The 19,358-nt window shown below is 43.8% G+C and carries 17 protein-coding genes; 6 read left to right on the top strand and 11 right to left on the bottom strand.

Annotated features, from left to right (window positions below):
* The first annotated feature begins 181 nt into the window (after window positions 1-181).
* Complete coding sequence (locus tag Q4486_RS10785; protein WP_303519416.1) at window positions 182-1,465, top strand: DEAD/DEAH box helicase; 1,284 nt, start codon at window positions 182-184, stop codon at window positions 1,463-1,465.
* A 113-nt stretch (window positions 1,466-1,578) separates the two neighbouring features.
* Here the strand turns inward: Q4486_RS10785 and rho are convergent, their stop codons facing one another.
* The 7 genes from rho to Q4486_RS10750 form a co-directional block, all read right to left on the bottom strand.
* Window positions 1,579-2,526 carry a transcription termination factor Rho gene (rho, locus tag Q4486_RS10780; protein WP_303418323.1) on the bottom strand — a complete coding sequence of 316 codons (948 nt, stop codon included), beginning with the start codon at window positions 2,524-2,526 and terminating at the stop codon, window positions 1,579-1,581.
* Window positions 2,527-2,615: 89 nt separating this feature from the next.
* Window positions 2,616-3,305, bottom strand: a complete 690-nt coding sequence (locus Q4486_RS10775; RefSeq protein WP_303418326.1) for a pseudouridine synthase — start codon at window positions 3,303-3,305, stop codon at window positions 2,616-2,618.
* Window positions 3,295-3,639, bottom strand: coding sequence for a DUF4144 family protein (locus tag Q4486_RS10770; protein WP_303418328.1), 345 nt, complete (start codon window positions 3,637-3,639; stop codon window positions 3,295-3,297). Before Q4486_RS10770 ends, Q4486_RS10775 begins: the two co-directional genes overlap by 11 nt.
* A 66-nt stretch (window positions 3,640-3,705) precedes the next feature.
* The gene (locus Q4486_RS10765; protein ID WP_303519413.1) at window positions 3,706-4,203 is read right to left on the bottom strand and encodes a hypothetical protein; all 498 of its coding nucleotides are present in this window, start codon (window positions 4,201-4,203) and stop codon (window positions 3,706-3,708) included.
* Between the two features lie 41 nt (window positions 4,204-4,244).
* A complete protein-coding gene (locus tag Q4486_RS10760; protein WP_303519411.1) occupies window positions 4,245-4,901 on the bottom strand; it encodes a Bax inhibitor-1 family protein in 657 nt (218 codons plus the stop codon).
* A 140-nt stretch (window positions 4,902-5,041) separates the two neighbouring features.
* Entirely contained in the window at window positions 5,042-5,986 is a 945-nt protein-coding gene (locus Q4486_RS10755; protein ID WP_303519410.1) for a glyoxylate/hydroxypyruvate reductase A, read from the bottom strand.
* Between the two features lie 320 nt (window positions 5,987-6,306).
* Complete coding sequence (locus Q4486_RS10750; RefSeq protein ID WP_303519409.1) at window positions 6,307-6,957, bottom strand: peroxiredoxin; 651 nt, start codon at window positions 6,955-6,957, stop codon at window positions 6,307-6,309.
* Window positions 6,958-7,267: 310 nt separating this feature from the next.
* On the opposite strand from Q4486_RS10750, the gene Q4486_RS10745 reads away from it, so the two are divergent.
* The 5 genes from Q4486_RS10745 to Q4486_RS10725 all read left to right on the top strand — a co-directional run bounded on the left by Q4486_RS10745 (window position 7,268) and on the right by Q4486_RS10725 (window position 15,191).
* Window positions 7,268-8,458, top strand: coding sequence for an efflux RND transporter periplasmic adaptor subunit (locus tag Q4486_RS10745; RefSeq protein ID WP_303519408.1), 1,191 nt, complete (start codon window positions 7,268-7,270; stop codon window positions 8,456-8,458).
* 3 nt (window positions 8,459-8,461) lie between these two features.
* Window positions 8,462-11,623: an efflux RND transporter permease subunit gene (locus Q4486_RS10740; protein WP_303519407.1), complete on the top strand. Its 3,162-nt coding sequence runs from the start codon at window positions 8,462-8,464 to the stop codon at window positions 11,621-11,623.
* Window positions 11,616-13,052, top strand: coding sequence for an efflux transporter outer membrane subunit (locus tag Q4486_RS10735; protein ID WP_303519406.1), 1,437 nt, complete (start codon window positions 11,616-11,618; stop codon window positions 13,050-13,052). The genes Q4486_RS10740 and Q4486_RS10735 overlap by 8 nt, the downstream gene beginning before the upstream one ends.
* Before the next feature lie 148 nt (window positions 13,053-13,200).
* Window positions 13,201-13,887: a response regulator transcription factor gene (locus tag Q4486_RS10730; RefSeq protein WP_303519405.1), complete on the top strand. Its 687-nt coding sequence runs from the start codon at window positions 13,201-13,203 to the stop codon at window positions 13,885-13,887.
* Window positions 13,884-15,191 (top strand): HAMP domain-containing sensor histidine kinase, encoded by a 1,308-nt coding sequence (locus tag Q4486_RS10725; protein WP_303519404.1) that lies wholly within the window; start codon window positions 13,884-13,886, stop codon window positions 15,189-15,191. Before Q4486_RS10730 ends, Q4486_RS10725 begins: the two co-directional genes overlap by 4 nt.
* Before the next feature lie 86 nt (window positions 15,192-15,277).
* Here the strand turns inward: Q4486_RS10725 and Q4486_RS10720 are convergent, their stop codons facing one another.
* From Q4486_RS10720 to Q4486_RS10705, 4 genes are all read right to left on the bottom strand, one after another.
* Window positions 15,278-15,985, bottom strand: a complete 708-nt coding sequence (locus tag Q4486_RS10720) for an NAD(P)-dependent oxidoreductase (protein ID WP_303519402.1) — start codon at window positions 15,983-15,985, stop codon at window positions 15,278-15,280.
* 267 nt (window positions 15,986-16,252) lie between these two features.
* A complete protein-coding gene (gene katG / locus Q4486_RS10715; RefSeq protein ID WP_303519400.1) occupies window positions 16,253-18,409 on the bottom strand; it encodes a catalase/peroxidase HPI in 2,157 nt (718 codons plus the stop codon).
* Between the two features lie 310 nt (window positions 18,410-18,719).
* The gene (locus tag Q4486_RS10710) at window positions 18,720-19,031 is read right to left on the bottom strand and encodes a type II toxin-antitoxin system RelE/ParE family toxin (protein WP_067865644.1); all 312 of its coding nucleotides are present in this window, start codon (window positions 19,029-19,031) and stop codon (window positions 18,720-18,722) included.
* A complete protein-coding gene (locus Q4486_RS10705; RefSeq protein WP_067865658.1) occupies window positions 19,019-19,276 on the bottom strand; it encodes a type II toxin-antitoxin system Phd/YefM family antitoxin in 258 nt (85 codons plus the stop codon). The genes Q4486_RS10710 and Q4486_RS10705 overlap by 13 nt, the downstream gene beginning before the upstream one ends.
* Window positions 19,277-19,358 lie beyond the last annotated feature (82 nt).

Genomic DNA, 19,358 nt, shown 5'->3' with positions numbered 1-19,358 from the left:
AGATGGCTAACAACATCTAGGCCCTTACGGTCCACTTTCCAGATCTTAACTTTATAGATCAACATCACATATCAACTTACAATAAACCTTAACTAACGTTTTTTGAGTGTTAGAACAACGAGAGGTTTGTTTTACGCTATACTGCGCTCTACTCTTCTTATGACAACCTATCCGAGTCTTTATGCCATTCTCAAACCTTGGGTTATGCAATCCCCTTTTACAAGCGATAAGTGATCTGGCCTATACCGCGCCAACACCAATTCAGAAGCAAGCGATTCCCCTTATTTTGGCGGGAAAAGATCTAATTGCGACAGCCCAAACAGGCACAGGTAAAACCGCTGCTTTCGTTCTACCTATACTCGAAAAGCTCAATAAAGAACGCACTCTTCGAGGCAAGCGCATACGGGTACTCATTCTTACCCCAACACGGGAATTAGCCGTACAAGTGGCGGGCAATGTTGCTGAATACAGTAAACACCTTAATCTAAGCTCATTAGCCGTTTATGGTGGCGTAGATAGCGAGCCACAAAAAGAGCGTTTAATTCAAGGCGTAGATATTCTTGTCGCAACGCCCGGTCGTCTACTTGATTTAGCCCATCAGCGAGCTCTACATTTTGACGAACTGGAAGTATTAGTTTTAGACGAAGCGGATAGAATGGTCGATATGGGATTTGTGGATGATATTCATAAAATCATCGAACGCCTGCCAAGAGAACGTCAAAATCTTTTATTTTCTGCGACTATGAGTGATGGTGTCCGCGCACTAGCCGACGATTTTTCTGATAGCAAAATTAGTAAACCTGCTGTTGAGATCTCAGTTTCACCAAAAACCAAAACGGCTACAACCATAAATCAGTGGCTAATCACTGTTGATAAAGACACTAAATCTGCACTCCTGAGCCATTTAATTAAGGATCAGCAATGGGATCAAGCGCTGATTTTTATTGAGAAAAAACACGGCGCAGCCAAGCTGGTCGACCAATTGGCAAAACGCGGGATTGTAGCAGAAGCAATTCATGGCGATAGAAGCCAAGCCATGCGTGAAAAAATCTTAGCGGATTTTAAGTCAGGCGCACTAAAATATTTAGTGGCGACAGGCGTCGCAGCACGCGGTATAGATATTGGTGAATTAAGCCGTGTGGTCAATTACGACCTCCCCTTCAAACCAGAAGAATATATCCACCGTATTGGCCGAACTGGCCGTGCAGGAGCCACCGGTGAAGCTATATCTTTTGTCGCAATGGGTGACTTTAAAAATCTCTGTGCGATTGAAAGCCGTTTAGACCATATAATCGAGCGTAAAGAGATTGAAGGTTTTCCTGTAAGAAAAGTTGTACCTATTTCAATCTTAAATTATGTCCGCAAGAGCAAGCCTCCCACAGCAAAACCAAGAGAAAAGTCGGCACGAAAAACAACCTCAACCGATAGACCTGAGAATAGAAAAAACAAAGATATATGGGGTTAAGATCAACTGAAACCTGAGTTACTACAGTTAAAAAGAGTCTTAAAACCAACCTAAGGTAGATACAAAAAGAGCGCCTTTAGGCGCTCTTACTCTCTAAAACGCCAGCGATTTATTTACTCAGGCTCAAACGCCTTTAATAACGCCTCATTAGTTGGATACTCCTCCAGTAGCTCAACCAACTTTCTCGCCCCATCAACCGGTTTCAATGATGTGAGTGAACGTCTTAAGGTTCTCACCTTAGCAAGGTCCTTCCCGTCTAATAGAAGTTCTTCACGGCGGGTACTACTTTTAGCAATATCCAACGCAGGAAAAATTCGATAATTAGCTGCATCCCGTGATAAAACAATTTCCATATTCCCAGTGCCTTTAAATTCCTCAAAGATCACCTGATCCATTCGGCTTCCGGTGTCCACCAATATAGTCGCAAGTATGGTAAGCGAACCGCCGTTCTCGATCTTCCTAGCTGCACCAAACAACTTTCGAGGGATCTCCAATGCTCTCGCATCAACCCCACCCGACATGGTACGACCACTGCTTTTCTGCTCCGCATTATGAACCCGTGACAACCGTGTTAGTGAATCAATAACAATCAGTACATCATGCCCTTCGCCCGCTTCTTTACGTGCTTTAGCAAGCAACTCATTGGCCACACGAACATGTTGAGCATAGCTCTCATCAGAAGAGGACGCATGCACCTCGGCGGTTACGTTACGCTTAAAGTCAGTCACCTCTTCCGGCCGCTCATCGATCAACAGTGCATAAAGTTTGATCTCTGGATAAGCGGTACCTACCGCCTGACAAATATGTTTTAACGTAGTCGTTTTACCCGATCCCGGTGGTGCGACAATTAATCCTCGTTGCCCCATACCTATAGGTGTGATCAGATCCATCGCCCTCATAGACAGTTGCTGCGAGCCCGATTCTAAGCAGATACGTGGGGATGGATGAATAGCAACACCATTTAAAAAACGTTTTTCTGGATCATTAGGAAAAAGATCCTCAACCTGAGGCTTAACGTCTTTATTCTTTTTTACCTTCAAACTTAATATTTTTCTCGTCATGGTATCGCTTTAATAACTCTGGACAATTAAGTGTGTTGATCTGTTGGTGGGTAGGCTAGCCCATTGTGACTGTACAACAACAGATGGGGTTATTTACTAAAAGATTGAACCTCTTCATGGCACAAGTAACGCCACTGACCTACATCTACATCAAGACGAATATCGCCAATCTGTTCTCGATGGAGTGAACGTACACGATTACCTACCGCCGCAAACATACGTTTTACCTGATGAAATCGGCCTTCAGTAATCGTCAAAAGCACCTCTTTAGGTGTAATGATCTCTAATAGCGCAGGTAGGGTTGGCTGTTGCTCCCCTTGTAAGTTTACGCCGTTTTTAAATTTAGAGACGACCTCAATAGAGATCTCTTTGGCCAAGTGTACACGATAAACCTTGCAACACCCTTTAGCGGGTCGCGTAATATTAAATGACCAGCGGCCATCATCCGTCATCAACACTAAGCCTGTGGTATCTACATCCAAACGGCCCACAATATGCAACTCGGATACTTTATCAACATCAAGATAGTTAAAAATAGAGGGATAGAGTTCATCTATATTAGAGCAAATAGTACCTGCAGGTTTATGTATTAATAGATAGCGGAAATCCCGAGCCTTCAGTCGACGATCATTTAACGTAACCTGATTATTTTCATGAACCTGAGTCGCCTCCTGCGTTGTAACAGTATCATTCACACGCACAGCACCCGAATGAATATGCGCGATCGCCTCAGTTTTTGTTAGCTCAGTGCTTTTGCAAACAAATTTATCAAGGCGCATTATCGACAACCGTTAACCCCACCGCTAACCAGCCCTCGGCTATTGAGTCGATAGAAAACTTAGCAACACAGCATTGGTCAAGACAAGACATATGCTCTTTAACTATCTGGTTCACCTTTGCTTTATCAAAATATAGACCTGTAAAACTGGGCATGATCTGGGTGTTCGCTTTATCATGTAAACTATATATCGCTCCCATAGCATCAATTAACAGATCCCCATCAACATAAGATGCTAGATGCAAATCGCTATTCGATATCCACTCAGATTCATTTGGGACAAAAGCCAGCTCACCTTCTCCCTCATATTTAATCACCGCAGGCCAAATAATCACTCAATATCCCCGTAAGCTATAACCCTATAAATAGCCTTTATTCTCAATAGAAAATCAGCATATAGATCATCTACCTTTATAAAGCGATACCAACTCTGTTTCGACATCAGTGGTAAATCCATCCACCAACAGTGCCCCTTTCCCATTTTTCACGTACCCATCAAGCACATAAATTTCAACGGAAAAGCTCAACCTATTATTATCATCTAACTGGTTAAACAGAACCTCTTCCACTTTCACCCGAACATAGGTCTTAGTGGGAGGGCCTTGTTCCGCCTGTAGAGCAAGACAAGTGAAACCTTTGCCTCGTTTTCTCACATCGAGCACATCATCAAAACAGCGAGAATATTTAACAGAAAACTGTCTCTCAACCAGAAAAGCATGGATAAACCCGAAAGCCAGAACGTAGTTTTTCTCTTCGGCAACAAACTGTTTTTGATAGATAAGCTGAAGGGCTTTAGGTGGCTCACCGTTCGGCCCCACTTCCTGATCAGCGGACGACGATGCGTCGGAGCAACCCAGCAAACAAAGTAAAAGTACAAACGCCGTTGCTCTAAACATCATCCATCCCCTTAGCCATTAATGCCACCGGTTTTGTTGCTCGGCTATTTTCTACCCAAAATCCGGAGTATGCGTAAAAATAAGTTGATAATATCCATATATAAGGCAGCTGCACTATCTACAGCATTATCATAAGTTTTAGGGATAGCATTAGCGCGCGCCCAGTCGTAACCAATATAACCGCAAAAGATAATAGCAACGATCCAATCTAAGATATCGTGATGGGTATTAAAGATGAATACCTCAATTAACTCGACCACGATGACACACAACAGTGCAATAGAAAGTCCGCCTATTATTTTCTGGAAAAAGGCAGGATACATCGAGCCTAAAAGCATCATAACAAAGGTTACCATACCGGTAACTCTGATCGCTTCTAATACAATAGATGGATCATATTGACTTACAACCAGGTTAATAATGAATCCAAAGGGAACCACAACAAAGTTATAGCCAATAAAGCTCACTGAGGGGCTATCCGATTTTTTAAAAAGATAAATACCAAAAAAGCAGGAGGCAAAATAACCAATAAAAAAGACGATTGGATTAATACTGCTTATCAACTCAACGGGGACGTTTTGCACCATCCACCAGTTGATAGCAAAGCCCCAAATTAAGGTTAACCCGATAACCAAATTGTACATTGAAGCACTGATTAACTGATCATTCGTTTCCGTACGATTAAAGACACCTACGTCCATTATAATTCCCTCTATGTAAAGTTGCCGTTATGTGATAATTGTTAAGTCGTTGAACTAAAATAGAAATTAGAGCGGCTTTCACATAATTAATACGTCCAAGTCAAACACCTACGGCACATTAAATCCTCCGCCATTCAAATTCAATACCCACGGGTACGTATCACAGCCTCGGGGATCTCACCGCTCTCAAAGTATCTGGCTATATTAGTCGCAACAATTTTTGATGCTGTTCGAATATTGGTAGGGGCAGAGATATGGGGAAGAACCGTTACATTGGGTGCCGTCCATAAAGCACTATCGGTAGGTAGGGGCTCAGTTTTAAAAACATCTAAAACAGCATGTTCTATATGGCCGCTTTCTAAATGTGACAGCAGCGCCTCTTCATCTATTATTGGCCCGCGCGCAAAGTTAATAATCGATGCACCTTTAGGTAAGAGACCTAAGCTTTTATCATTTAATAACTGCTGAGTATCCTTAGTTAAAGGTAGTAAGCAGATGAGTATATCCGTTTCCGCCAACAGCTGGTTAACCCCCTCTGCACCACTAAAACACTTTACACCCTCAAGCGCAGTTGAGCGCCGACTCCAACCGCTAACATTAAAACCATTTAAAACTAACTTTTCTGCTGCTGCTTTGCCTAATTGGCCTAAACCTAAGATACCTATCTTACGATCTTTTAAGTCCACTAAATCATGCTGAATCCACACTTTCCGGTCTTGCTGACAGCGATATTTAGGCATATCACGATGCAAATAAAGCGTCCATGCAAGCACAGCTTCTGCCATTGTCGAAGCTAAGTTAGGGTCGATCATTCGCACTATATCAAAATGAGCATTAGGTAACTCAGCAACAAGTCGCTCTACCCCCGCCCATACACTCTGTACCCAACGTAGGTTTGGAAGCTCAGCAAGCTCTTTTGGATCGGGGTTAGCAACAATAGCAACCTCAATAGTTAAGCACTCCGTTGCGGATAGCTCTTCAAACGGTATAAGACGAGTATTCTTTAACAATGGGCCTATTTTAGCCAACCAAGACTGCTTTTCATGATTGGGAATATTGCCAACAAATGCGATACATTTCTGCATATAGATACCGTGCGAATAATAGAAGGATCAAAATGCCGCGACCAATAAGCTTATAATTTATCGGCCTAACCATTGTGCCAAATTTAAAGCCGAAAAATAACGTATCGCTCGATATAAAAGCTTTATAGGTGCCATTATCTACCTAAATACCTTAAAAGGGCCGCTAATCACGACGCTAGGATGCTGGAAGCGCTATATCTAGCGCTTTCGCTTATAGAGCGAGATACTTGCATATAAACATTCATAAAAAATGCCCAAAACTCAATTCAATAAGTTTTGGGCATTAGGTCATATATTAAGGTTAAAAAACCTTTACCGAGTTACAGACTTTTTTTACAGAAGTACCAATCAGTGCACTCATAACCTTCATTCATACGCGCATCAGCGGCCTCGGTATCTTGAGGTGGTGGCACGATCACTTGATCACCAGGCTGCCAGCCTTCAGGCGTAGCAATATTATGCTCATCCGATGCTTTTAGCGCTTTAAGTACTCGAAGGAACTCTGGAATTGAACGCCCATTACTCATTGGGTAATACACCATCGCTCGCAAAATACCATTTGGATCGATAATAAATGTTGCCCTTACCGCTGAAGTGTCAGCGGCTCCTGGATGAATCATGCCGTAGGATTTAGCTACGCTCATTGATAGATCCTCAATAATCGGGAAGTTGATCTCAACACCAAACTTCTCTTTTATATTTCGCACCCAAGCAACATGACTGAAATAGCTATCTATAGACAGACCTAGTAGATCAGCACCCTCAGCTAGAAACTCCTCATGATGTTTTGCAAACGCCATAAACTCGGTAGTACAAACCGGCGTAAAATCTGCTGGGTGTGAGAAAAGAATCAACCAACGACCTTGGTAATCCGATAAGCTTTTCTCACCATGAGTTGTTCTGGCTGTAAACGCTGGTGCTGGTTTATTAAGTTGCGGGAAAGATACACTATCTTGTTCAGAAGTTTCCATTTGAATCACCTTTTGAATTAGTCTCTCTTGATGTGATTAATCATAGCGCCAAACCAATATCATATATAAGAAACTTTGAATGTAAGTATGATAGATATTGACTATCGTCATATTAACTCCCTAACCCAGCAAGAAAATGAACCCTTATTCCTCAATTGATAACAAGGTTAAAGATCTATTAACCCTGTTTTAACCCTACCCTTGCTATCTTGGACCCTAGTAGACGTATATGAGTGTTCATCTGCCCACAATCGCACGAATACTTTGTTGTCTTAAGCCTCGTCTTTTATTTATCAAGGAGCGTTCCACCATGAAATTCTCACGCGGCATCGGGGGGCTAGTGCTTGTAACGACTTTACTCAGTGGTTGCCAACAAGATAACGCACCAACGAGAAGTGTCTCGGTCCCTTCTGTTTCCTATATTCAGGTCGCCACAGCTACACATCAGATTGATACTAAAATGCAAGCTCGTGTGGTGGCATCTCAGATAGCGGAAGTACGCCCTCAAGTCAGCGGGATTATTCAGCAACGTCTGTTTGAAGAAGGAAGTGTTGTCGAACAAGGACAATTGCTTTATCAAATTGACCCCGCCACTTTTCAAGCAGCTTATAACGAGGCAAAGGCAAATTTAAACAATGCTAAAGCGTCACTAAAAACGGCACAATTAAAAGATCAGCGGTATACAAAACTGGTCAAACTTAACGGCATTTCACAGCAAGAGGCTGATGATGCCCATGCCACTTATTTAGAAGCTAAGGCCAATATAGATAAGTATCAAGCCGCCTTAGAGACAGCATCCATAAACCTTGAATACACAAGAGTTAAAGCACCTATATCGGGGCATATTGGCATATCGAGTGTTACTAAAGGCGCATTAGTCACAGCTCAACAATCCTCCGCATTGGCAACAATCCGCACCTTAAACCCTATCTATGTTGATATGACTCAAAGAAGCTCCGAGTTGTTGGAGCTACGTCAGCTAATTCGCGAAAAAGCGATCAAGCAGGGATCAACAGCAGTCACACTGACGCTAGAAAATGGTAGTGAATATGAGCACGAAGGCCAGCTTAAAATGCAAGAAGTATCAGTAGATACATCAACGGGCTCCGTCACTTTACGTGCAGAGTTTCCTAACCCTGATGGGTTGTTGCTGCCAGGGATGTTCGTTCGCACCCAAGTAAATGAAGCGGTCAACGAGAGCGCTATAGTGGTGCCTCAGCAAGGGATTTACCACGCAGCCGATGGTCAAGCTTATGCTTACGTAATTGATAATAATAACCGGATAGAAAGACGTATAGTGCAGACCAGCGATGCTATTGAGAACAAATGGGTTATCACTAGCGGTTTATCTGTGAATGACAAACTATTAATTGAAGGTTCCGGCAAAGTTCGCCCAGGTAGCGAAGTAAAACCTGTTCTTGTGGAAATGAATAACAATGGAACTATAGAAACCATCGCCCAGCCCGCCACAGATACTTCATCTGCCCAAGGGGGAGTGTAACTTATGTTTGCCCGTTTCTTTATCGACCGCCCCGTTTTCGCATGGGTTATTTCAATCGTTATTATGCTAACGGGTATAGCGTCTATTATGTCGCTCCCTATTGCACAATACCCCAGCATTGCACCACCGGTAATCAAAGTAAAAACCTCCTATACCGGTGCGGATGCGATCACCGTTGAAAACAGTGTCACACAAATATTAGAGCAGCAACTGACCGGTCTTGATGGGCTCTTATACTTCTCCTCTTCCAGTACCTCTGATGGCTCGGCAGAGGTTAGTATCACCTTTGAAGAGGGCACAGACCCCGATTACGCTCAAGTTCAGGTGCAAAACAAAGTCCAGCAGATTAACTCTCGCCTGCCTGATTCAGTGCAATCCGAAGGTGTGACCGTCACCAAATCAAACTCTGATTTCTTACTGGTCACCGCGCTTTATGATTCTACTGACCAAGCGAACGCCTTTGACATTTCTGATTATATCGCCTCTAACATGGAAGATAGCTTAGCCCGTATAGAAGGTGTCGGTGATACTAGAGTTTTTGGTGCACAATATGCGATGCGGATCTGGTTAGACCCAACCAAATTAGCAGCATATGAACTAATGCCTTCCGATATTGTAAGTGCCTTGAGTGCGCAGAACGTACAAGTGCCTGCAGGTAAAATTGGTGCAGTGCCTGCGCCCGCTCATCAAGAACTTAACGCGACCGTCACTGCTCAATCGATGATGTCAACGCCAGATGAGTTTCGTAATATCATCATAAAACGTGATAGTTCCGGTGCGAATGTTCTCCTCAGTGATATTGCCCGGGTTGAGATTGGTAGTGAAAGCTACGATGTTATCCCCCGCTTGAATGGTCACCCCGCATCAGGGATCGCCATTATGCTATCACCGGGCGCTAACGCGCTTGATACTGCGACCCGCGTAAAAGAAAAAGTAGCGGAGCTACAAAAAAGTCTACCTGACGGTTACGAAGTTACTTTCCCTAGGGACAGTACCGAATTTATCAAAATATCCATTAGCGAAGTAGTGCAAACCCTTGTGGAAGCGATCGTCTTGGTCGTATTGGTGATGTGGATCTTCTTACAAAACTGGCGGGCAACATTAATCCCAGCCATAGCTGTACCGGTGGTCTTGCTCGGCACCTTTGGTGTGCTATCAGCCTTTGGCTTTTCAATTAACACCTTAACCATGTTTGGTATTGTCTTATCCATTGGCTTACTCGTGGATGATGCCATCGTAGTGGTCGAAAACGTTGAACGCTTAATGCGCGAGAAGAACCTCTCTCCGCGAGATGCCACTATAGAATCTATGTCAGAGATCAGTAGTGCGCTCGTCGGGATTGCCGTAGTCTTATCGGCAGTATTCTTACCAATGGCCTTTTTTGGCGGTTCCACCGGCGTTATCTATAAACAGTTTTCTATCGCCATTGTTTCATCAATGACGTTATCAGTGATCGTAGCTCTGACCTTAAGCCCAACGTTATGCGCAAGCCTGTTAACCAAAACAGAACACAGCAGCAACGGCAAAGGCTTTTTTGCTGGTTTTAACCGTATATTTGACCGCATGACCACCTCTTACACCGGCCATGTGCAAAGTATTATCAGCCGTAAACTACGCTGGATGCTGCTATACGGCATCATTGTGGCAATTCTTGGCGTACTGATCCTTCGTATGCCAACCGGCTTTTTGCCGCAAGAAGACCAAGGCAGCACCATGTTTCAAATTAGCTTGCCAGCAGGCGCATCGATCAAGCGTACCCGTGCGGCGGCTGAACAAGTGGAAAGCTACTTAAAAGAGGAGGAAACCGATACGGTTATTCGTATGTTTTCGATCTCCGGTTTTAACTTTTCAGGTAGCGGACAAAATGCAGGTATGGGTTTTGTGTCATTAAAACCTTGGGATGACCGCCCTCGCGATGATCAAAGTGCTGATGCATTGATTCAACGCATGAATCAAAACTTATCTTCCATTCGAGACGCCAACGTTTTCGCTATGTCTCAACCAGTAATACAGGGATTAGGGCAAAGTAACGGTTTTACCTTTGAACTACAGGCAGCGGCGGGCACATCCCGTGAGGAGCTAACCGCCTTAAAGAATGAACTGTTGACCAAAGCACGGCAGAGCGAACTTCTGACAGCCATCCGAGAAGGCGCCTTGAGTGAAACCCCACAACTTAAGATTGATATCGATAACGGTAAAGCGACCACCCTTGGGGTCTCATTATCCGATGTGGCCTACACTTTAACCTCGGCTTGGGCAGGATCTTATGTGAATGACTTTATTGATGATGGCCGAGTAAAAAAAGTCTACGTAAAGGGTGATTCTGAGTTCCGCTCAAAACCTGAGGACTTGAACCAGTGGTATGTTCGCGGTCAAGATGCTGACGGTAACACCGCTATGACACCGTTCTCAGCCTTTAGCTCTGTCTCTTGGTCAAGCACACCGCAAAGCTTATCTCGCTTTAATGGTATTGCATCTTATGAGATACAAGGGGCATCGGCCAGCGGTGTTAGTTCAGGCCAAGCGATGGCTGAGATGGAGCGTCTGACTGAAGAAGTGGGACAAGGTAAGCTCACCTATTCATGGAGCGGTTTATCTTATCAAGAGAAACTCTCTAGCGGCCAATCTACAATGCTGTACGCAATCTCTATAATGGTCGTTTTCCTCGCGCTGGCCGCCCTATATGAGAGCTGGTCTGTACCGCTATCAGTTATTCTAGTAATCCCTCTTGGCTTAGTCGGTGCAGCCTTAGCTACCACTATGCGAGGATTAGAAAACGATATTTACTTCCAAGTAGCGTTATTAACGACTATAGGTCTAGCGGCAAAAAATGCCATTCTAATTGTGGAATTTGCTGAAATATCCTATCAACGGGGCATGTCTTTAATAGATGCCGCAATACAAGCCGCTAAACTCCGTTTGCGCCCAATTATTATGACCTCCTTAGCATTTATCTTTGGTACCTTGCCCTTAGCTCTATCATCTGGCGCAGGGGCCAATAGCCGTATATCAATTGGTACAGGTATTGTTGGGGGGACATTTACAGCGACCCTATTAGGGATCTTCTTTGTACCTTTGTTCTTTGTCCTGGTCCGCAGCCTCTTCCCTAAAAGACGTCCGGTATATGCCGACGATACCAATAAAGGGGAAAATACTTATGATTAAAGTAAGGGTAAAAACAATGCGCAACTTTAGACTGTTACCACTCGCGGGAGCTTTATTGCTCGCGGGTTGCAGCTCATTGGCTCCAGACTATACCCGTCCGGAATTACCTGTCCCCAATGCGTGGGAAAACCAACCAATTGAAGGCACCCAAGGCTTATCGACACAACAAGCAGCGCAACTGCCTTGGCAAGAATTTATTAAGGATGACCGCCTAACCCAGATAATTGAGTTGGCACTGAACAATAACCGAAGCTTGCGCCAAACCCTTGCCGATGTTGAAGCTGCGCGCGCTACATACCGTATCCAAAGGGCTGATATCTTTCCTCAAATTGATGCAGGACTTAACGGTACCCGTAGTAAAGCCTCAGGCAGCATAAGTTCATCTTATGAAGCAGAGGTAGGATTAAGCAGCTATGAGGTTGATCTGTTTGGCAAAAACCGAAGTCTAAGTGCCGCCCAACTGGAAGCTTATTTAGCCAGCTCAGAAACAGCAAAAGCAGCACAAATTTCGCTTATTAGTGAAATAGCTAATGCTTGGCTAACCTTAGCCGCTGATAAGAGCATTTTGAGTTTAGCCCAAGAAACCCAAAATAACGCCCAGCAAGCCTTAGAGATTACTCAGAAACGTTTAAGCTTGGGCGTCGATTCTCAAATTGATCTAGCCAATGCTGAAACTATATATCACAGCGCCAGCTCAGATATTGCCTTGTATACAACACAAGTCAATCAAGACCTTAACGCTTTGCGGCTGTTAGTTGGTGCCCAGTTTGATAACAGCTTACTACCTAGCGCACTGCCTGATAGTAGATCCCTAGTGAGTGATGTTCCCGCAGGTTTATCCTCCTCAGTGCTGCTCCAACGCCCTGATGTCCTAGCCGTAGAGCATAATCTGAAGTCAGCTAATGCTAATATAGGGGCTGCCCGGGCAGCATTTTTCCCTTCGTTATCATTAACCACTACTGGCGGTATCGCCAGCTCAGTGTTAGCTGATATTTTTAGTGGCGGTGCTAGCTCGATATGGACGATCGCACCGAGCTTAACACTACCCATCTTCGATAACGGCGCTAATGACGCTAGTCTCGCTTACAGTGAAGCCCAACAACAAAAACAGCTTGCAGCATATGAATATGCTATTCAAACTGCGTTTTCTGAGGTCGCTGATGCTTTAGCACGCAGAGCTACGATTCAAGAACAGCTCAATGCAGAGTCAGCTCTGGTGGCCGCTGCAAACCGCAGTTACCAATTATCTCTAGCACGTTATGAGAATAGCGTGGAGAGTTTTCAAAGCACCTTAGAAGCGCAACGAACTATGTATAGCGCACAGCAATCACTGATCAGCACTCGGCAAACTGATCTAGATAACCGCATCACTCTATATCGGGTGCTAGGTGGTGGATTAGCAACGAATGAATCACAAGGCGAAAGTTAAATCCTCACCTCATAGGTTTACATGTATATTTGATCTAAGTGATCAGTTTAACAGACCTACCTTTCGCCGAACTAAAGCGGCTAACCGGTAGGTTATGACTCATCGTTTTTAAAACAAAAAACGGTGAAGATGAAGGAAAAATATCGGCATGACAAATGTACTACTGGTTGAAGATGATCTTGATCTTGCCACTACCATTGTTGATTATCTCGAAATTGAATCGATTGAGTGCGATCACGCCAGCAATGGTTTAATGGGGTTAAATTTAATAGAACGTAATCATTATCAAATGATCATACTTGATATTAATATGCCTAAAATGGATGGTTTAACCTTGTGCAGCACACTGCGCGAAAAAGGTATGGATATCCCTATACTTATGCTCACTGCTCGCGATAGCCTAGAGAACAAACTACAAGGATTTGAAGCAGGTAGCGATGACTATTTAGTTAAGCCCTTCGCAATCAAAGAGTTAGTTGCACGAGTACAAGTACTCGCAAAACGCCGCAGCGGTGAAGTAAAACGTTTAATTTTAGGTGATTTAAGCCTAGATTTAACCCAACATTCAGCCCAGTTAAAACAGCACAACTTAAAACTATCCCCTATCGCATTTAAATTATTAGAAATATTAGTGCGCGCGAGCCCACAAGCGGTGAGCCGTCAACAGATTATGCAAGCCGTATGGGGCGATGAACAACCCGATAGCAATAGCTTAAAAGTACATATCTATCACCTACGTAAACAGCTAGATACAGAGGTCAGCAATATTAGATTAGAAACTATCTCAGGTGTTGGCTTTGCGATAAAAGAGCATATTGAAGGAGCATTATCGTGAAAATCAGGCCAAGTCTCAGGCTTTACTTCTTTATCAGTGTAGTCTTGCTTGGCTCAGCCATGGCGATTGGCTTTTCCCTACTAAGTGTTAATTACTTTATTAACGGGCTCGATAAAGGCTTAAACGGCGTTATGATCGATATCGCTAAAACAACCGAAGTAGAAGATGGACACCCTGTCAATGTCATCGGCTTTAATGTTGCTAAGCGCTGGCAAGATACTCCCGATGTAATTCAGCAGCGCTTTCTCACGCCACCACAAGAAGCTAATCAACTTCAAAAACTAAAAGATCAATCGTCTATTTTTTCCATTCCTGAAAATCTTTATTTTGTCGTATTAGTTTATACAGATGAGGGGGAGAAACGATTTGTCTCAAAAAATATCCTAGAAAAAAACAGAATTGAACACCCAGACGCTAAAGCTCCAAAAAACCGTCTCTACTGGGCACTTTTTACCGCCCTTGCTGCCATTATTATCTTTTCATTTGCCTTAGTCATGATTATGCAAAAAATCGCTAAGCCTATCGAATCCTTAAAAAACTGGGCAAAATCACTTAACCAAGACAGCGTTCAACATTCACCGCCTGATTTCAGCTACAACGAACTCAATGTGCTCGCCTCATTAGTACAGAGCAGCCTTATCTCGGCCCATCAAAGTTTAGAACGTGAGCAGAGCTTTTTGAGTTATGCCAGTCACGAACTGCGCACCCCTATTTCTGTTATTCGTAGCAATGTTGACCTACTCCAACGACTCGGTGAAAAATCCCCTCTCAGTGACAAGCAACAACTCACCGTACAGCGGATACAGCGAGCAGGCTTAACCATGAGCGATTTAACCGAGACATTACTTTGGTTGAGCCGTGATGATGAACACGACATGGCACCAGAGCCAATTGATCTACATGAAAAAATTAACCTTTTATGTGACGAGCTCAATTACTTACTTAATGACAAAAACGTTGACGTTCATATAGAAGGCGATACATCTCAGGTAAGTTTGGGAGCGACTGCTTGCCATATAGTATTAAGCAATCTGATTCGTAATGCTTATCAGCATACAAACTCTGGTGAAGTGATCATTAAGCAGCTAGGCAGCCGTGTCACCATCATTAACAGCAATCATACAAATGACACAACATCTTCTCTAACAGGCTCCCCAACGAAACAGGTAGCAAAAGGTTATGGTTTAGGTCTACAACTGAGTGAGAAGATTATTCAGCGTCATGGCTGGTTTTATGAGATAGCCGATGAAAAAGGCCGTTATCAAGTCACCGTCGACTTTGGTGATAACAGAGGCGTGAACTAATTAAACAGGTTTATGATTGATCTAAGGTGTAAAACGAGCTATCGGGAAGCTGAACCCCAACAGCACTTAGCATCTATATTTTGGTGTTATTTGTTATAAATCACGGGCATTTTCCCTTTCCATTTCAGCCACGTTTCCTTATTTAAGATCAGTTCAGTCATAAACTGCCCTACATTAATACGGCTCGTCGCACCCGAATCGAATATCGCATTTCGAATGGGTGAATCATGTACTGTATATTCCGTCACTTTATCCTCATCAACTAAGGCATCAGGTCGAACAGCAACCCATTCAATCGCTTGATGACCTTGACCTATATGAGTACGTAAATAATCCGCGGCATTCTCATTATCCACATGCGGTGGCAACAAGCCCCTTAATATGGCGACCACTATACGTTGACTTAATTGCGGTTTTTCAGGGATATCTTGATTACTGACTCCTGTACTATTCATAAGAATAACTTTAACGGCATCCGCAGGTTCACTGTCAATTATCGCGTTACAGATACATTGCAGGGTATCGGTTACTAATAAACGAGGCTTACCAAATAGTCCTTTAAAAGATAGGTTGTGCCCAAGGCATGAAACAACCGCTGTACAGCCTTTAGTGTGTGTAGCCATTTCAGAACGATCAAGGTCATGAACCGATGCCTTAATTTTGTATAAATTTGGATGGTCAGCTAAGGCTCCTAAAGAACGAACAATAGCGCGCACCTCTACACCTTGTCTCAGTAACAAATCAACAACATGCTGGCCTGTGGCCCCGTTAGCACCGACAACTAAAACGAGCATTTAAATCTCCTTTAAACATTCCCATAAGAAAGACCACTTAAGCGATATTAAGGGGGCTTTGTAGGAGGCCAACCTTGGGCCAAATAAGAGAGAAAATACCTGAAAGATGTGCTTTCCACCACCTTTTCGCTCACGGAGTGAACGCCTACAGAAAGCGATATTAAGAGGTTTTTGTAGGAAGCCAAGCTTTGGCCGAAGAGATGTTTCAGCTGAGATAAAAAAATCCCGCACTGCGAATGTAACGCAGGCGGGATTTATATGCGGCGATTAGGCTAAATCAAAACGATCCGCATTCATTACTTTGGTCCATGCAGCAACAAAGTCCTGCACAAATTTCTCTTGATTATCATCCTGGGCATAAACTTCTGCATAAGAGCGAAGAATAGAGTTAGAACCAAAAACAAGATCGACCCGCGTTGCTGTCCATTTCACTGTATTCGTCTTACGATCCCGAATTTCATACAGATTTTCACCACTAGGCTTCCAGCTGTAATTCATATCCGTAAGGTTGACGAAGAAGTCATTGGTTAATGCCCCTTCTCGCTCCGTAAACACACCATGCTTAGTACCACCATAGTTAGTACCCATCATACGCATTCCGCCCACCAGCACTGTCATCTCAGGAGCGGTCAAACCCATAAGCTGTGTACGATCTAGCATTAACTCTTCGGCACTAACAACGTAATCACGTTTCAACCAGTTACGGAAACCATCATGCAGCGGCTCAAGCACATCAAAAGAGTCCGCGTCAGTCATCTCCTCAGTGGCATCGCCGCGTCCAGCTGTAAATGGTACATCCACTTCAAAGCCTGCAGCTTTTGCAGCCTGCTCAACGCCCAGATTACCCGCTAGAACAATCACATCTGCAACGCTCGCACCGGTCTCTGTCGCAATAGTTTCGAGTACACTCAATACACTTGCCAACCGTTCAGGTTCATTGCCTTGCCAATCTTTTTGCGGCGCTAGTCGAATACGTGCGCCATTAGCACCACCACGCTTGTCTGAACCTCGGAAGGTTCGAGCACTATCCCATGCGGTAGTCACTAGATCGCTTACACTCAAACCACTGGCCGCTATTTTAGATTTTACGACTTGAACATCATAATCAGTGTTACCTGCTGGAATAGGATCTTGCCAGATTAGATCTTCCTGAGGTACATCAGGGCCAATATAACGAACCTTTGGCCCCATATCTCGGTGAGTCAGTTTAAACCATGCCCGAGCAAACACGTCAGAGAAGTAAGCTGGATCTTTATGGAATTTTTCAGAAATTTTCCGATATTCGGGATCCATTTTCATGGCCATATCCGCATCGGTCATTATAGGATTGTAACGGGTCGATAAGTCTTCAACATCTACCGGCTTATCTTCATCCTTAATATCAATAGGTTCCCACTGCCAAGCCCCCGCTGGGCTCTTTTTAAGTTCCCATTCGTAGTTAAGCAGCAGATCAAAATAACCGTTATCCCATTGGGTAGGATGGGTTGTCCACGCGCCTTCAATGCCGCTGGTCACTGTATCGCGGCCAATACCACGCTTAGTTTTATTCAACCAACCTAGACCTTGATCTTCAAGTTCAGCCCCTTCAGGGTCAGCCTCAAGTAGTCCCGCATCACCATTACCGTGGCACTTACCTACAGTGTGACCACCTGCCGTTAATGCAACAGTTTCTTCATCATTCATGGCCATACGCTCAAAGGTAACACGTATATCATTAGCCGTTTTCAGTGGATCCGGATGACCATCCACACCTTCAGGGTTAACGTAAATCAATCCCATCATTACAGCGGCAAGCGGGTTTTCTAAATCACGCTCTCCAGAGTAACGACTCCCTTCACTGCCACTTGGCGCAAGCCACTCTTTTTCTGCCCCCCAGTAGGTATCTTTTTCTGGGTGCCAAATATCTTCACGTCCAAACGCAAAGCCAAAGGTTTTTAAACCCATAGATTCATAAGCCATTGTCCCTGCATAGGCGATCAGATCAGCCCAGCTAAGCTTGTTGCCATATTTCTTTTTGATCGGCCAAAGTATGCGACGTGCCTTATCTAAATTTGCGTTATCTGGCCAAGAGTTAATCGGCGCAAAACGCTGGTTACCAGTGCCAGCACCACCTCGACCATCGGCTATACGATAGGTACCTGCCGAATGCCAAGACATACGAATCATCAAGCCACCATAGTGCCCCCAGTCCGCAGGCCACCACTCTTGACTATCCGTCATTAGTGCATGCATATCTTTTTTCAGTGCTTCTACATCAAGACTTTTAACCGCTTCTTGGTAGTTAAATTGTTCGCCCATCGGGTTTGTTTTGCTATCGTGCTGATGCAGAATGTCCAAGTTCAAAGCTTTTGGCCACCACTCCATATTGGTCATACTGCTCTCTGTGGCACCACCGTGCATTACAGGGCATTTATTATTAGACATAACTCAATCTCCGGTTTATCGCGTGATAAGTAAGTTTTAGCGGTACGGTATTAAACGCTACTGACACAACACTATTGACCACTTTGAGCTTTATATGAAAATGTTTATCCCTATTCGATCCATAGGTTTTCACTATCAAGCTTAATAAGTGACTATTTAGACAAGCGCTAATTGATATATTGCTAATATGTATAGCACACAGAAAGGAAATATGGCGGAAAGGTTTGGGATATATAATCTTTTATTGCGGCTCGTCGCTACCGGCTTTTACTTTTGTTATTTTAACAAGTGAAGTTCAGTTGAACGCTAGTTAGTTTTCATTTTCGCCAGATAGTAAAAACTTTCGTAAATCTCGCTCTTGCCTTAACACGTGAAGAATATAAACTAAATCCTTATCAACTTTGTAGAAAACGCGGCAAGGGTTTACGACTAATTCTCGATAATTTAAAGTCGAAATCTCTTCAGGGATTCGGCCTGAGTCAGGAAATTGTTCGAGCCTTTCCACCTTATTGAAAACTTTTTCTACTAATTGCCTCGCAGCGAACGGATGACTCACTGCAATATACTCAGCTATATGGTTCAGATCATCTAGTGCCGGCTCAGTCCAAATTATTTGAGCCATTTACTCATCTTCTCTTTGGCTTGTGACATATCCACTGTTCGACCTTCACGGATAGCCTGCTCGCCTTTCGCGATACCTTCTAGGATTTTCATCCGTTCTACCATTAACTCGTAATCAGCTACGTCAAGCAAATAGGCTGATGGCTGACCATGCTCAGTTATAAGAATAGGTTCTTTTGACTCATGCAGATCAGCGAGCAGCTTTGTTGCTTGCCGCTTTAACGTCGTGACAACTTCAGTTCTCATAGTAACACCTTAAATTAAAATGTATCACTATAGTATCACTCCGTTTCAAAGAAAACTAACGCCGCGAGCATGGGCTGGCAGA

The organism is Neptuniibacter sp. 2_MG-2023, from assembly GCF_030547495.1.
Taxonomy (GTDB): domain Bacteria; phylum Pseudomonadota; class Gammaproteobacteria; order Pseudomonadales; family Balneatricaceae; genus Neptuniibacter.
This window is presented reverse-complemented; position numbering and strand designations above follow the sequence as displayed.

Bases quoted from the DNA above. Each gene is read 5' to 3' on its own strand.
- Q4486_RS10785 (WP_303519416.1), top strand. From the start codon at position 182: ATGCCATTCTCAAACCTTGGGTTATGCAATCCCCTTTTACAAGCGATA.
- rho (WP_303418323.1), bottom strand. From the start codon at position 2,526: ATGACGAGAAAAATATTAAGTTTGAAGGTAAAAAAGAATAAAGACGTT.
- Q4486_RS10775 (WP_303418326.1), bottom strand. From the start codon at position 3,305: ATGCGCCTTGATAAATTTGTTTGCAAAAGCACTGAGCTAACAAAAACT.
- Q4486_RS10765 (WP_303519413.1), bottom strand. From the start codon at position 4,203: ATGATGTTTAGAGCAACGGCGTTTGTACTTTTACTTTGTTTGCTGGGT.
- Q4486_RS10760 (WP_303519411.1), bottom strand. From the start codon at position 4,901: ATGGACGTAGGTGTCTTTAATCGTACGGAAACGAATGATCAGTTAATC.
- Q4486_RS10755 (WP_303519410.1), bottom strand. From the start codon at position 5,986: ATGCAGAAATGTATCGCATTTGTTGGCAATATTCCCAATCATGAAAAG.
- Q4486_RS10750 (WP_303519409.1), bottom strand. From the start codon at position 6,957: ATGGAAACTTCTGAACAAGATAGTGTATCTTTCCCGCAACTTAATAAA.
- Q4486_RS10745 (WP_303519408.1), top strand. From the start codon at position 7,268: ATGAAATTCTCACGCGGCATCGGGGGGCTAGTGCTTGTAACGACTTTA.
- Q4486_RS10740 (WP_303519407.1), top strand. From the start codon at position 8,462: ATGTTTGCCCGTTTCTTTATCGACCGCCCCGTTTTCGCATGGGTTATT.
- Q4486_RS10735 (WP_303519406.1), top strand. From the start codon at position 11,616: ATGATTAAAGTAAGGGTAAAAACAATGCGCAACTTTAGACTGTTACCA.
- Q4486_RS10730 (WP_303519405.1), top strand. From the start codon at position 13,201: ATGACAAATGTACTACTGGTTGAAGATGATCTTGATCTTGCCACTACC.
- Q4486_RS10720 (WP_303519402.1), bottom strand. From the start codon at position 15,985: ATGCTCGTTTTAGTTGTCGGTGCTAACGGGGCCACAGGCCAGCATGTT.
- katG (WP_303519400.1), bottom strand. From the start codon at position 18,409: ATGTCTAATAATAAATGCCCTGTAATGCACGGTGGTGCCACAGAGAGC.
- Q4486_RS10710 (WP_067865644.1), bottom strand. From the start codon at position 19,031: ATGGCTCAAATAATTTGGACTGAGCCGGCACTAGATGATCTGAACCAT.
- Q4486_RS10705 (WP_067865658.1), bottom strand. From the start codon at position 19,276: ATGAGAACTGAAGTTGTCACGACGTTAAAGCGGCAAGCAACAAAGCTG.